At 71.1% G+C, this 13,904-nt stretch carries 14 protein-coding genes; 12 read left to right on the top strand and 2 right to left on the bottom strand.

Translation table 11 applies throughout. The annotated features are described in order from the left end of the window. Positions 1-22 precede the first annotated feature (22 nt). The 6 genes from ABH927_RS04580 to hemL all read left to right on the top strand — a co-directional run bounded on the left by ABH927_RS04580 (position 23) and on the right by hemL (position 6,926). Complete coding sequence (locus ABH927_RS04580; protein ID WP_370018308.1) at positions 23-1,330, top strand: glutamyl-tRNA reductase; 1,308 nt, start codon at positions 23-25, stop codon at positions 1,328-1,330. Next, positions 1,327-2,238: a hydroxymethylbilane synthase gene (gene hemC, locus ABH927_RS04575; protein ID WP_370018307.1), complete on the top strand. Its 912-nt coding sequence runs from the start codon at positions 1,327-1,329 to the stop codon at positions 2,236-2,238. Before ABH927_RS04580 ends, hemC begins: the two co-directional genes overlap by 4 nt. Next, positions 2,235-3,824, top strand: coding sequence for a uroporphyrinogen-III synthase (locus ABH927_RS04570; RefSeq protein WP_370018305.1), 1,590 nt, complete (start codon positions 2,235-2,237; stop codon positions 3,822-3,824). Before hemC ends, ABH927_RS04570 begins: the two co-directional genes overlap by 4 nt. Before the next feature lie 24 nt (positions 3,825-3,848). After that, entirely contained in the window at positions 3,849-4,832 is a 984-nt protein-coding gene (gene hemB / locus ABH927_RS04565) for a porphobilinogen synthase (RefSeq protein ID WP_370018409.1), read from the top strand. Positions 4,833-4,903: 71 nt separating this feature from the next. After that, positions 4,904-5,563: a bifunctional DNA primase/polymerase gene (locus ABH927_RS04560; protein ID WP_370018303.1), complete on the top strand. Its 660-nt coding sequence runs from the start codon at positions 4,904-4,906 to the stop codon at positions 5,561-5,563. A 73-nt stretch (positions 5,564-5,636) separates the two neighbouring features. Next, complete coding sequence (hemL, locus tag ABH927_RS04555) at positions 5,637-6,926, top strand: glutamate-1-semialdehyde 2,1-aminomutase (RefSeq protein ID WP_370018301.1); 1,290 nt, start codon at positions 5,637-5,639, stop codon at positions 6,924-6,926. Here hemL and ABH927_RS04550 read toward each other — a convergent pair. Then, positions 6,923-7,420, bottom strand: a complete 498-nt coding sequence (locus tag ABH927_RS04550) for a Uma2 family endonuclease (RefSeq protein ID WP_370018407.1) — start codon at positions 7,418-7,420, stop codon at positions 6,923-6,925. The genes hemL and ABH927_RS04550 overlap by 4 nt on opposite strands. 481 nt (positions 7,421-7,901) lie before the next feature. Here ABH927_RS04550 and ABH927_RS04545 point away from each other — a divergent pair, with 481 nt between their 5' ends. The 6 genes from ABH927_RS04545 (at position 7,902) to ccsB (ending at position 13,321) form a co-directional block, all read left to right on the top strand. Further along, the gene (locus ABH927_RS04545; RefSeq protein WP_370018299.1) at positions 7,902-8,810 is read left to right on the top strand and encodes a LysR family transcriptional regulator; all 909 of its coding nucleotides are present in this window, start codon (positions 7,902-7,904) and stop codon (positions 8,808-8,810) included. A gap of 12 nt (positions 8,811-8,822) precedes the next feature. Continuing rightward, entirely contained in the window at positions 8,823-9,458 is a 636-nt protein-coding gene (locus ABH927_RS04540) for a histidine phosphatase family protein (RefSeq protein ID WP_370018298.1), read from the top strand. Between the two features lie 75 nt (positions 9,459-9,533). Then, positions 9,534-10,100 carry a TlpA family protein disulfide reductase gene (locus ABH927_RS04535; protein WP_370018297.1) on the top strand — a complete coding sequence of 189 codons (567 nt, stop codon included), beginning with the start codon at positions 9,534-9,536 and terminating at the stop codon, positions 10,098-10,100. Then, positions 10,093-10,824: a cytochrome c biogenesis CcdA family protein gene (locus ABH927_RS04530; RefSeq protein ID WP_370018295.1), complete on the top strand. Its 732-nt coding sequence runs from the start codon at positions 10,093-10,095 to the stop codon at positions 10,822-10,824. The genes ABH927_RS04535 and ABH927_RS04530 overlap by 8 nt, the downstream gene beginning before the upstream one ends. Beyond that, complete coding sequence (locus tag ABH927_RS04525; RefSeq protein WP_370018293.1) at positions 10,824-12,365, top strand: cytochrome c biogenesis protein ResB; 1,542 nt, start codon at positions 10,824-10,826, stop codon at positions 12,363-12,365. Before ABH927_RS04530 ends, ABH927_RS04525 begins: the two co-directional genes overlap by 1 nt. 2 nt (positions 12,366-12,367) lie before the next feature. Continuing rightward, the gene (gene ccsB, locus ABH927_RS04520; protein ID WP_370018292.1) at positions 12,368-13,321 is read left to right on the top strand and encodes a c-type cytochrome biogenesis protein CcsB; all 954 of its coding nucleotides are present in this window, start codon (positions 12,368-12,370) and stop codon (positions 13,319-13,321) included. Positions 13,322-13,475: 154 nt separating this feature from the next. Here ccsB and ABH927_RS04515 read toward each other — a convergent pair whose 3' ends face one another. After that, positions 13,476-13,799, bottom strand: a complete 324-nt coding sequence (locus ABH927_RS04515) for a PLD nuclease N-terminal domain-containing protein (RefSeq protein WP_370018290.1) — start codon at positions 13,797-13,799, stop codon at positions 13,476-13,478. Positions 13,800-13,904 lie beyond the last annotated feature (105 nt).

Here is a 13,904-nt window from a genome sequence, read left to right as displayed (position 1 = left end):
AGCGAGCGATCGGAGTGTGCTCATGAGCCTCCTCGTCGTCGGCCTCAGCCACCGCACCGCGCCGGTGGCGCTGCTCGAACGCGTCACGGTCACCGGTGACGCGCTCGCCAAGCTGCTGCACGACGTGTGGCAGGACGAGCACGTCTCCGAGGCGCTGGTCGTCTCCACCTGCAACCGGGTAGAGGTCTACGCCGACGTCGACCGCTTCCACGGCGGCGTGACGGCGCTGACCGACCTGCTGAGCGCGCGCTCCGGCATGCCGCAGGAGCAGCTGGCCCGGCACCTGTACGTGCACTACGAGGACCGCGCGGTCGAGCACCTGTTCGCGGTGGCCTGCGGCCTCGACTCGATGGTGGTCGGCGAGGGCCAGATCCTCGGGCAGATCCGTACGGCGCTGCGCCTCGCCCAGGATGAGGGCACGGCCGGGACGGCGCTCAACGAGCTGGCCCAGCACGCCCTGCGCGTCGGCAAGCGGGCGCACGCCGACACCGACATCGATCGGGCCGGGGCGTCGCTGGTGGGCGAGGGCCTGACGCTCGCCGAGCGGGTGATGGGCCCGATCACCGGCAAGCGCGCCCTCGTCGTCGGAGCGGGCTCGATGAGCGCGCTGTCGGCCGCGACCCTCTCCCGCGCCGGCGTGACGGACATCGTGATCGCCAACCGCACCCACGAGCGTGCCGTACGGCTGGCCGAGACCGTGGGCGGGCGGGCCGCCGAGCTGGCGGACGTCCCCGCGGAGCTGGCCGAGGCCGACCTGGTGGTCTCCTGCATCGGCGCGGGGACCCGCGCGATCACCGCCGAGATGGTGGCGACCGCGATGAACGGCAGGACCGGGCTCTTCCTGCTCGACCTGGCGCTCCCGCACGACGTCGATCCGGGGGTTCGGGCGATCCCCGGCGTGACGCTGGTCGATCTGGAGTCGATGCAGCAGGCCGGGCTGGGGAGCGACACCGCCGACGGCGGGCGGGCCGAGGCGATCGCCGCGGTCAGGCGGATCGTCGCCGAGGAGGTCACGGCCTACCTGGAGGCGGAGCGGGCGGCCAAGGTGACGCCGACGGTGATCGCGCTGCGCACCAAGGCGGCCGGAGTGGTCGAGTCCGAGATCGGCCGGCTGATGTCGCGGCTTCCCGAGTTGGACGGCCGGATGCGCGACGAGGTCACCCAGACCGTCAGGAGGGTCGTGGACAAGCTGCTCCACGAGCCGACGGTGCGGGTGAAGCGGCTGGCCGCCTCCCCGGCGGGCGATCACTACGCCGAGGCGCTCCGTGAGCTCTTCGACCTCGATCCCAAGGCGCCGGACGCCGTCTCCCGGATGGAGATGGACCAGTGAGCGATCCTCTGCGTCTCGGCACGCGCAAGAGCCTGATGGCGACGACGCAGTCGCAGCTCGTGGCCGACCGGCTGACCGCCCTCACCGGGCGTGAGGTGCGGCTCGTCGGCGTGACGACCTTCGGCGACGTGACCAAGGCCCATCTCACCCAGCTCGGCGGGACCGGCGTCTTCGTCAGCGAGCTGCGGAACAAGCTGGTCGAGGGCGAGATCGACTTCGCGGTCCACTCGCTGAAGGATCTCCCCACCACGCCGGACGAGCGGATCGTGATCGCGGCCATCCCGCCGCGCGACGATCCCCGTGACGCGCTCGTGAGCGTGGCGAAGCTCTCCGATCTTCCGCCGGGCGCGCGGATCGGGACCGGGTCGCCGCGCCGGGTCGCGCAGCTCCGCATGATCAGGCCTGACCTCGACTATGTCCCGATCAGGGGCAACGCGGACACTCGTATCGGCAAGGTAACCTCTGGTGAGCTCGACGGGGTCGTCCTGGCCGCCGCCGGGCTCGGCAGGCTCGGCCGTGACGGTGACATCTCGCAGGTCTTCGAGGTCGACGAGATGCTTCCCGCCCCGGGGCAGGGAGCGCTCGCCCTCGAGTGCCTGGCCGCCCGGGCGGACCTGATCGAGCTGCTGAGCGCCGTCGACGACCCGCGTACGCGGGCCGCGGTGACGGCTGAGCGCTCGGTTCTCGCCGCCCTCGAGGCCGGGTGCGCGGCGCCGGTAGGTGCTTTCGCGTCCGGTGACGGGCACATTCTCAATCTGACCGCAACCGTCGTCGCCGTCGACGGGGTCCGGTCGGTGCGTAAGTCCACCTCCGGACCTTCTCCGGCGGCCATGGACCTGGGCCGCGAGCTCGCGGCCGCCATGATCGCCGAAGGGGCCGGCACGTTGATGGGGGAGCAGGCCCATTGAGCTCCGTGAATCACAGTCCACACGCCTGTACCGGGTTCGTCGCCTTCGTCGGCGCCGGGCCGGGTGACGAGAACCTGCTCACATTGCGCGGCGCCGACCTGCTGAGCAGGGCCGACGTCGTCGTCCTCGACCGGGAGGCGTACGGCTCGCTGTTGCGCCACTGCCGTCAGGGCGTGGAGGTCGTCGACGTCTGCGCCGACGCGGCGGAGAACTCCGTCTCGCTGCGGACCATCCAGGAGGCGAAGGCCGGGCGGACCGTCGTGCGGCTCTGCCCCGGCGACCCGTCGTTCTTCTCCTCGGTCACCGACGAGGTCACGGCATGCGCCAAGGCCGACGTCGACTTCGAGATCGTGCCGGGCGTCCCGCCCGCGACGGCCGTGCTGACCTACGCGGGCATCCCGCCGGCGGTGGCCGTGCCGGAGTTCCGGATCGTGGACGCGGCGCAGGTGGAGGACTGGGCTCCGCACGCCGCCTGCGAGGGCACCCTGGTCATCTACAACGGCGTCGCGGACGCCGTGCCGATCGCCAAGGCGCTGATCGCGGCCGGCAAGCCCGACTCGACACCGGTGGCCGTCACCAGCGACGGCACCACGACCGAGCAGTACACCGTGGTCTCAACGCTGGGCCGTCTCGGCCCCGACCTGAAGCACGCGGGCATGACCGAGCCGGCCGTCGTCGTCGTGGGCGAGGCCGTCGGCATGCGCGACCGGCTCTCCTGGTTCGAGACGAAGCCGCTGTTCGGGTGGCGGGTCCTGGTGCCGCGCACGAAGGAGCAGGCCCAGGGCCTGTCGGAGCAGCTCCGCTCCTACGGCGCCGTGCCGGAGGAGGTGCCGACCATCTCGGTCGAGCCGCCGCGGACTCCGCAGCAGATGGACCGCGCCATCAAGGGCCTGGTCACCGGCCGCTACGAGTGGGTCGCCTTCACCAGCGCGAACGCGGTCAAGGCCGTGCGCGAGAAGTTCGAGGAGTACGGCCTGGACGCGCGGGCGTTCGCCGGGCTCAAGGTCGCCGCCGTGGGCGACGCGACCGCGCGAGCGCTCGTCGAGTTCGGCGTGAAGCCCGACCTCATGCCGACCGGCGAGCAGTCTTCGGAGGGCCTGCTGGCCGAGTGGCCTCCGTACGACTCGATGCTCGATCCGATCAACCGCGTCCTGCTGCCGCGGGCGGACATCGCGACCGAGACGCTGGTCGCGGGACTCACGGAGCTCGGCTGGGAGTGCGACGACGTCACGGCGTACCGGACGGTCCGGGCGGCGCCCCCGCCCGCCCCGATCCGGGAGGCGATCAAGAGCGGCGGCTTCGACGCGGTGCTGTTCACCTCGTCGTCGACCGTGAGGAACCTGGTCGGCATCGCCGGCAAGCCGCACACCGTCACGGTCATCGCGGTCATCGGCCCGCAGACGGCCAAGACTGCCGAGGAGTTCGGCCTGCGGGTTGACGTGATGGCCGACAAGCCGTCGGCTTCGGCCCTGGCCGCCGCCCTGGCGGACTATGGTGCCAAGCAGCGGCAGGCGGCCCTTTCGGCCGGTGAGGTGCCCCGGAGGCCCTCACAGACCCGCAGAGGGGCCCGCCGCCGTGTCAAGTGACGCCGGATGGAGGCGACGGTGACCATGGCCGAGTTCCCGGCGGCACGGCCGCGCAGGTTGCGCCGTACGGTCCCGCTGCGCCGGATGGTCGCGGGGACGCGGCTGCATCCCGCCGAGCTGATCTTACCGATGTTCGTCAAGGAGGGCATCGCCGAGCCGCAGCCGGTCGGGTCGATGCCGGGCGTCGTCCAGCACACGCGGGACTCGCTGCGGAAGGCCGCCCACGAGGCGGCCGAGGCGGGCGTGGGCGGCGTCATCCTGTTCGGGGTGCCGGCCCACAAGGACGCCCGTGGGTCCGCCGCCGACGATCCCGAGGGGATCGTGCAGGTGGCCCTGCGGGATCTCGCCTCGGACGTGGGCGACTCCCTGGTCGTGATGTCCGACACGTGCCTGGACGAGTACACCGACCACGGCCACTGCGGCCTGCTGACCGGCACCGGAGAGGTGGACAACGACGCCACCCTGGAGCGGTACGCCTCGGCGGCGGTCGCCCAGGCGGCGGCCGGATCGCAGGTCATCGCGCCCAGCGGCATGATGGACGGCCAGGTCGGGGCGATCCGCCAGGCGCTGGACGCGGGCGGCTACGCCGAGATCCCGATCCTGGCCTATTCGGCCAAGTACGCCTCCGGGTTCTACGGGCCCTTCCGCGAGGCCGCCGAGTGCGCGCCCCAGTTCGGCGACCGCAGCGCGTACCAGCAGGACCCGGCCGGGCCGGTCGGCGAGGCGCTGCGCGAGGTGCGGCTCGACCTCGCCGAGGGCGCGGACGCCGTGATGGTCAAGCCCGCCCTGGCCTACCTGGACATCCTTCGCCAGGTCCGCGACCTGGTCGAGGTGCCGGTCGCGGCCTACCAGGTGAGCGGCGAGTACGCGATGGTCGAGGCGGCCGCGGCGAACGGCTGGATCGACCGGGAGCGGGTCATCATGGAGTCACTGATAGCCATCCGCCGCGCCGGGGCCGACATGATCCTGACCTACTGGGCCACGGAGGTCGCACGCCGACTATCCTGACCATTCATCGCGTCATCGCGGAGGCATCGCGGGAGGCATCGCTAGTCACGTTCCTTGTGGGGAGGAGCACCATGGTCGGGGTACCGCTGGCCCGTCGCACGAAACGGCGTGCGCACCGGGCGGCGCCGCGGAAGATCTCTTCGGTGCTGGAGTACGCCCGGCTCGGGTGGGCGAGCTGTATGGGCGCCCATCCGCTCGCCGAGGGAGGGCGCGCGTGCTCCTGCGACCGGGTCGGGTGTCCGGAGCCGGGCATGCACCCGGTCTCGCCCGCCTGGCAGATGCAGGCCACGACGGACTCCGCCCTCCTGACACGGTGGTGGGAGCAGGAGCCCGACGCCAACGTGGTCCTGCCCACCGGCAGGGTGTTCGACGTGTTCGACGTACAAGCCTCCGCGGGGACGCCCGCGCTGGCCGCGATGGACGCAGCAGGCCTGGAGATAGGCTTCGAAACGGGCCCGGTCGCCGTGAACGGCGACCGGGTCCTTTTTTACGTGGCGACCAGGGGCGCGCCGGAGGACGAGGACGAGTGGTGGTCGTGCCACCTCGACGCCGGCCCCGAGACCATCGACGAAACGCCCGGCCTGCGCTGGCACTGCCGCGAGAGCTACGTCCTGGCACCACCGTCCACGCTGGCCACCGGCGGCGCCGTGAGCTGGCTCCGCCCGCCGGACGGCCGCCCGCTGCCCGACCCGCTCCGCGTCCTCGACCTGCTCGCCGACTTCTGCGAGTGATCCCTCCCCCACCAGACCCCGTCCACCAGATCCGGTACGGGTGCCGCGCCCCCGGGCCCGTAATCTGGGGGACGTGACTCGAACGCAGACCTCCGAGGACCTGTTCGCCCGCGCCCGTGAGATCGTTCCGGGCGGTGTCAACTCGCCGGTGCGCGCCTTCGGCGCCGTGGGCGGCACGCCCCGGTTCATGGCCTCCGGCGACGGGCCGTACGTCACGGACGTCGACGGCAACCGCTACGTGGACCTGGTGTGCTCGTGGGGCCCGATGATCCTCGGCCACCGGCACCCCGCCGTCGTGGCGGCCGTGGAGGAGGCCGTCTCCCGTGGGTTCTCGTTCGGCACCGCGACCGAGGGCGAGGTCCTGCTGGCCGAGGAGATCGTCTCCCGCGTCGAGCCGGTCGAGAAGATCCGCCTGGTCAGCTCCGGCACCGAGGCCACGATGTCGGCCGTACGGCTGGCCCGCGGCTTCACCGGACGGTCGAAGATCGTGAAGTTCGCCGGCTGCTACCACGGCCACGTGGACGCGCTGCTCGCCTCCGCGGGCTCGGGAGTCGTCACGTTCGGCCTGCCGGACACCCCCGGGGTCACCGGGGCGTCCGCCGCCGACACGATCGTCCTGCCGTACAACTCGGTGGAGGCGGTCGAGGAGGCGTTCCGATCCTTCGAGATCGCCTGCGTCATCACCGAGGCCTGCCCGGCGAACATGGGCGTGGTGCCTCCGGCCGAGGGCTTCAACCAGCGCCTGCGTGAGCTGTGTACGGAGAACGGCGCTCTGCTGATCATGGACGAGGTGCTGACGGGCTTCCGGGTGTCCGCGGAGGGCTGGTACGGCGTCGATCCCGTCGAGGCCGACCTGATGACGTTCGGCAAGGTCATGGGCGGCGGCCTGCCCGCCGCGGCGTTCGGCGGCCGGGCCGACGTGATGGCCGCCCTCGCGCCGGAAGGCCCCGTCTACCAGGCCGGCACGCTCTCCGGGAACCCGCTGGCCTGCGCGGCCGGGTTGGCCACGCTGCGGGCCTGTGACGACGACGTGTACGACAGGGTGGACGCGGCGGCGCTGGTGATCGGCCGGGCAGCCTCCGACGCGCTGGCCGCCGCGGGCGTGCCCCACCGGCTCCAGCGGGCCGGCAGCCTCTTCTCGATCTTCTTCACGGACCGCCCGGTCACCGATTTCACGTCGGCGCGGACCCAGAACACCGGCGCTTACCGGGCGTTCTTCCACAGCATGCTCGACCAGGGGGTCTACCTGCCGCCGTCGGCCTACGAGGCGTGGTTCCTGTCGTCGGCCCACGACGACGAGGCGCTCACCCGCGTCGCCGAGGCCCTCCCCCTCGCCGCCAAGGCCGCCGCCCAAGCCGGTTAAACGCGGCCGAGGAGGGCATTCAGGTCGATGTCGATCGTGAACGGGACGGAGACCGCCAACCGATCGTGGTGGATGCCGGTGACGCTGTAGGCCCCGGTGGCCGGGTCGATCTCGTAGACGTAGACGACCGGCCGCCCGTCGTTCTCCTCCACTCGCCACTCCTCCACTCGCCAGAAGTTCGGGATGCCCGCTTCCGCGTACCGCTGCGGCTTCGTCTTCCGGTCACGATCCACCGAGCCGGGGGACACGATCTCCACGACGAGGTGGACCTCTGCGGCGACGTAGAACGTCCGCTCGTTGTCGGCCGCCGCGGCCGCGTCGATGGCCAGCACATCGGGGCACGGGCGCATCCGGTGCCCCAGCATGACGTCCATCTGGTCTACGGCCGACAGATGAGCTGGGGCCTGGGCGTCCAGCCGCTCGGTCAGGCCGCGGATCAGGCGCTGATGGAAGCGCCGCTGGGGGGATATGAAGACAAGCGCTCCATCGATCAGCTCGACGTGCTTGAAGAAGTCGGGTTCACCGTTCGGGCCTTCAGGCGGCAGGCGATCCAGATCATCGGCGGTTCATCCCCACGGGGGAGGAGCCGGCCAGTACTCCAGTGCGCTGCTCACGTCGCTCACCGTAGCATCGTCCACGCTACTCTCCGTGGCCATCCCGCTCGCCTCCGTGCGCTTTGTCCATTCTCTCCTATGGGGAAGGAGAAGTCGCTCGGCCGGCATGCCGGCGCGCATGCCCACGAGGAGCAGGCCGAACTGCGCCACGCCGAGCGACGGTCGGTGGGAGGACGTCAGCGGGAGGAGGTGTTCTGCCTGTTTCTTCTCTGCCGGGCGTCGGCGGCGAGGGCCTCGAGGTAGGACGGACGGGTGGGCTTAGTGAAGAGCTTGTTGAGGATTCGCATGCCCATATCGTTTCACTGCTTAACAGTTGAGGACAAGCGAGATTTTCTAAGCAGAACGGTTTAGACTGGCTTACATGTTGGATCTCCACCGGCTGAAGGCACTGCACGCGGTGGCCGTCTACGGCTCCGTGGGCGCGGCCGCCGAGGCACTGATGGTCACCCCGTCCGCCATCTCCCAGCAGCTCGCCAAGCTCGAACGCGAGACGGGCACGGTCCTCGTCGAGCGCAACGGCCGGGGGGTCAAGCTCACGGACGCGGCGGGGCTGCTCGCCGAGCACGCGGAGAAGATCCTCGCGCTGGTCGAGACCGCGGAGGCCGACTTCGAGGCGTTGCGGGGCGCCGTGGTGGGCAGGCTGACCATGGCGGCCTTCCCGACGGCGGCGCGCGGCATCCTGCCCCAGGCGCTCTCGGTGCTGAAGAAGCACCATCCCGACCTCGACCTGCTGATCTACGAGCGCGAGCCGGAACGGCAGCTCCGCGAGGTGTCCCGGGGTGAGATCGACCTCGCCGTGGTGCAGGACTGGCTGAACCGGCCCATGGCGCTGCCCGAAGGCCTGTCCCGCGTGGCGCTGCTCGACGACATCGCCGACGTCATCGTGCCGGTCGGCCACCCTCTGGCGGGCCGGGAGCACGTCGAGCTCGCCGACCTCCCCGGCGACAGCTGGATCGCCTCGACGCCGGGCACCGTGTGCAACGACTTCCTGTTGTTCCTGCTCCGCTCGGCCGAGAAGGAGCCGGAGATCGTCTGCATGGCGGAGGAGTACCCGACCCAGATCGCCCTGGTCGCGGCCGGCCACGGGTGCGCGCTGGTCCCCCGCCTCGGCCGGGGACCGCTCCCCGAGGGCGTGGACGTGGTGCCCATCCAGCCGCCGCCCGTGCGGCGCCTCTACGCCGTCTGGCGGACCGACGCCGCCCGCCGTCCCGCGATTCGCGCCGCCGTCGACGCGTTGCGTACCGCGTGCGAGGGCCTGGACGCCGGGTAGGCTGTCGAGGCCATGACTGAGACGACCGTCGTCCACCTCCTCCGCCACGGTGAGGTCCACAACCCTTCCGGGATCCTGTACGGCAGGCTGCCGGGCTACCACCTGTCCGAAAACGGCAGGCAGATGGCCGAAGTGGTCGCCAAGGCCATCGGGGGCAGGGACGTCGTCGCCGTCTGGAGCTCACCGATGGAGCGCGCCCAGGAGACGGCCGCGCCCGCCGCCCAGGCGCTGAACCTGGACGTCACGCTCGACGACCGGCTGATCGAGGCGTCCAACGTCTTCGAGGGCATGCGGGTCGCCGGCGACGGCGTGTTCCGCGATCCCCGCTACTACCGGCACTTCAGGAACCCGTTCCGGCCGTCCTGGGGCGAGCCGTACACCGAGGTCGTCACCCGCATGAAGTCGGTCGTGGACGACGCGCGGGAGCGGGCGCGCGGTCACGAGGCCCTGCTGGTCAGCCACCAACTGCCCATCTGGGTCATCCGCCTGGCGGCCGAGGGCAGGCGCCTGTGGCACGACCCGCGCCGCCGACAGTGCGCGCTGGCGAGCCTCACCAGCTTCACGTTCGAGGGCGACCGCCTCATCAGCGTCGGCTACAGCGAGCCGGCCGGCACGCTCCTCAAGGGCAATCCCGTCCCCGGGGCATGACCCGCTGGCCGGGGCACCCCGTGTGCTCGGTAGGCTTGCAGCTCTACCGGTTGTAGTACAAGGAGATTTCCTCCCGTGTCCGCCAAGAGCCTGTCCGTGATCGTCGCTCTGGCCGTGACAGCCCTCGCGGGCTGTGCGGGCGGTCAGGCGTCCCAGCCCCGATCCGGCGACACGAGGTTCGTGGCGGGGGACGGCAGGGTCGAGCTCTTCGGGGCCTCCGCCCGTCAGAAGGCGCCCGCGATCGAGGGCGCGACCCTCGACGGCGGCACGGCCAAGCTTGCCTCCGGCAAGGTCTACGTGCTCAACTTCTGGGCGTCGTGGTGCGCCCCCTGCCGGGCCGAGGCCCCGGTGCTCAAGGACATCGCGGCCAGGACCCGCGCCAAGGGCGTCGAGTTCGTCGGCGTCAACTTCAAGGACCTCCAGGCGTCCGCCCAGGCCTTCGACCGCACGGTCCAGCCGGGCTACCCGAGCATCTACGACAAGACCGGCAAGGTGCTGCTCGCGTTCCAGGGGACCGTCCCTCCGGCGGCCATCCCCTCCACGCTGATCATCGACAGCCAGGGCCGGATCGCCGCCCGCGCGCTCGGCGAGGTCAAGTACAAGGACCTTCTCGACGCGGTCACCAAGGTGAGCGATGAGTAACCTCGGCACCACGGTCGCGACCGGATCGCTGCTGGTCGCCCTGCCGATCGCGCTGGCGGCCGGGCTGGTGTCGTTCCTTTCTCCCTGCGTGCTCCCGCTGGTTCCGGGCTACCTGTCGTACGTGACGGGCATGAGCGGCGATCCGAAGCGCGGCCGGATGATCCTCGGCAGTGCCCTGTTCGTCCTCGGCTTCGCCGCCGTGTTCGTGCTGGGCGGAGCGCTGTTCGGCGGCCTCGGAGGCGTCCTGCTCGGCAACGCCGACGTGATCACCCGCGTGCTGGGGGTCGTCACGATCGTCCTCGGCCTCGCGTTCGTCGGCCTCATCCCCGGCCTCCAGCGTGACGTGCGGTTCCACCGGCTCCCGGCGGCCGGGCTCGCGGGCGCGCCGCTGCTCGGGGTCGTCTTCGGGCTCGGCTGGACGCCCTGCATCGGCCCCACACTGGCCGTCGTCCTCACGCTCTCCGTCGACCAGGGCAGCGCCGCCCGGGGGGCCGTCCTCGCCTTCGCGTACGCCCTGGGCCTCGGCCTGCCGTTCGTGCTCGCCGGGCTGGCCTACCGGAAGGCGCTCCACGCGTTCGCCGCGGTGCGCCGCCACACCCCGCTCGTCACCCGCGTCGGCGGCGCCATGCTCGTCGGCGTGGGTTTGCTGCTCGTGACCGGGCTCTGGGGCGACCTGATCGCCGGGCTGCAGGGCTGGGTCGGCGGATTCGAGCCGGTGATCTGATGACGGCGCCCCACGACACCGTCGAGGTCGCCCCGGACCCCGTGCGCCCCGTGGGGCTCGGGCCCATGGGCTGGCTGCGGTGGGCCTGGCGGACGCTGACCTCGATGCGGACGGCGCTGATCCTGCTGTTCCTGTTCGCGCTCGGCTCGGTGCCGGGCTCGCTCTACCCGCAGCGCGGCGTCGACCCGGCAAGGGTCGCGCAGTATTACGCCAACAGCCCCACCGAGGCCAAGTGGCTGGACCGGTTCTGGCTGTTCGACGTGTTCACCTCGCCCTGGTTCGCGGCCATCTACCTGCTGCTGTTCGTCTCGCTGGCGGGATGCGTGTTCCCCCGGGCGCTCGTCCACCTCAAGGAGATCCGCCGCGAGCCTCCCGCCGCGCCGCGCAACCTCCTGCGCCTGCCGTACGGCGAGTCGTTCGAGAGCGGCCTGACGGTCGAGGAGGCGGCGGCCAAGCTCCGGAAGAGGCGGTTCCGCGTCGTCACGGGGCCGGACTGGGTCGCCGCCGAGAAGGGCTACCTGCGGGAGACCGGCAACCTGCTCTTCCACGTCGCGCTGCTCGTGCTGCTCTTCGCGGTCGGCGCCGGCGGCCTGTACGGCTACCGCGGCAACGTGCTCGTGGTCGAGGGGGACGGCTTCGCCAACGCCGTCGCCGCGTACGACCGGTTCATGCCGGGCCAGCGGGTGACGGCCGAGTCGCTCGAGCCGTTCTCGTTCACGCTCAAGGACTTCCAGGCGAGTTATGTCGCGGCCGGGGCGAAACAGGGCCAGCCGCTCGACTACAGCGCGAAGCTGTCCGTCCAGGACTCCCCAAGTGCCGCCCCCCGGGACTTCGACCTCAAGGTCAACGACCCGCTCGACGTGAACGGCACGCTGACCTACCTCATCGGGCACGGGTACGCCCCGACGTTCAAGGTCATCGACGGCAAGGGGCAGGTGGCCTTCGACGGGCCGGTGCCCTGCCTCGCCAACGACCAGGCGACCTACACCTCCGAATGCGTGATCAAGGTGCCTGACGCGCAGCCGGTGCAACTCGGGTTCCTCGCGCGCTTCCTGCCCACCACGGTGCCGAACGGCGGCGCCTGGGTGTCCGTCTTCCCCGGCGCGGTCAACCCGACGGTCCAGGTCTTCCCGTTCTCCGGCGATCTCGGCCTGAAGAACGGGCGGCCGCAGTCGGTCTACCAGCTCAACACCGACCATCTGAAGCCGCTCGGGACGATGTCGGCCCAGCCCGCACCGCTCAACGTGGGCGACACCCGCGAGCTGCCCGACGGCGCGGGGAAGATCCAGTTCACCGGCGTCAAGGAATGGATCAGCCTCCAGACGACCTACGACCCCGGCCGGTTGCCCGCCCTGCTCGCGGCGGCCGCGGCGGTGATCGGCCTCGTGCTGTCCCTGACCATCCGCCGCCGCAGGGTCTGGGTCCGGACAAAGGACCGGCAGGTCACGGTGGGAGGATTGACCCGCGCGGAGGGCGGCGGCGCGAGCTTCTCCGAGGAATTCTCCGAGATCGTCACCATGCTGCGCCCGGACGAGGAGTAGAGATGCCTGCCCAGGTCAACGAGGGACTCGCCACGCTGAGCGACCAGCTCATCCTGGCGACCGTCCTGCTCTATCTCGTCGCCATGATCGGTTATGCCCTGGAGCTCGCCTTCGGCCGGGTCCGTACGGCGGCCGCCGCCCCCAAGCGGGAGCTGGTGTCCGTCGGCGCCGGCGGAGGGGACGCCCTTCCGGAGAGCGGAACTAAGCCCGATCCGGGGCCTGCGCTGTGGGCGGTCAAGGCGGGGGGCGTCGCGGTCGTCCTCTCGTGGATCGCGTGGGCGGGCAACCTCGCCGGCATCCTCACCCGCGGCCTCGCGGTGGACCGGTGGCCGTGGGGCAACATGTACGAGTTCGTGGTGGCGATCTGCTTCGCCGCCGTCACCGCCTTCCTCGTGCTGCTGACCCGGCAGCCGATCCGCTTCCTCGGCGCGTTCGTCACCTTGACGGCCGCCCTGGGGCTGGGCTTCGCGGTGCTCTTCCTGCACGTCCAGGCCGGCCCGGTGATGCCCGCGCTGCACTCCTACTGGATCGCCATCCACGTGACGGCCGCCATCGTCTCCAGCGGGCTGTTCATCCTGGCCGGCGTCTGCGCCATCCTCTATCTGATCAGGAAGGACGGGCGGCCGTCGGTCCTGCCGTCACGCGCCGACCTGGAGCGCATCGCGCACCGGGCGATCGTCATCTCCTTCCCGATCTGGACGTTCGCCGTCATCGCCGGCGCCCTGTGGGCCGACCGCGCGTGGGGCCGCTACTGGGGCTGGGACCCCAAGGAGGTCTGGGCGTTCGTGACCTGGGTCGCGTACGCCGCCTACCTCCACGCCCGGGCCACCGCCGGATGGCGCGGCAAGGCCGCCATGATCGTGTCGCTGGTCGCGTTCGGGTGCCTGCTCTTCAACCTGATCGGCGTGAACGTCTTCATCAGCGGCCTCCACTCCTACGCCGACGTCCCCCGCTAACCCCCATGGCCGGTTGGCCCCCGCCCATGGTTGGTGATCATCATGTGGTTGGTGATCATGCACAGAGTCCCAGGCTGCCCTGTCATCGGCCAAAACCCCGCTCAGGGGCCGTTCCCGGGAATCTCCGCATGATCACGCCGGAGAGGGGGGAGGGTTAGTCGTCGTCGCGGAGGCGTCGCTCCAGGTGGCGGAGGAACTCGGGGTCGTCGTCGGGCCCCCGGGGGACGCCACCCTGTGGAACGTCTTGCCGCGTTCCAAACGCACCCTGCGGGCCGTACGGCACGACCGTGGACCCAGAGGCCTTAGGGCGGCCGAAGAGGAGCCAGAACACGCCCCCGATGTCGGCGAGGAACACCACGATGAGGATCCACAGCAGCTTCGGGAGATTCCGGATCACCGAATCCGGGGTCGTGATCACGTCGAACAGGCAGTAAAGCCAGAAGGCCAGCAGCGCCAGACCGAGAATCACGCTAGGCATGCCCACACGGTAAGCCATGTCGCCTTGTGATCGTGTTTGCGGGGTGATAGCCGTACATGATTCCGGGTGACGCGGCCAGGCGGGCAACGTACGGTGGACCGGTAG

This window comes from Planotetraspora sp. GP83, from assembly GCF_041262585.1.
In the GTDB taxonomy this organism is placed as follows: domain Bacteria; phylum Actinomycetota; class Actinomycetes; order Streptosporangiales; family Streptosporangiaceae; genus JAOEGB01.
This window is presented reverse-complemented; position numbering and strand designations above follow the sequence as displayed.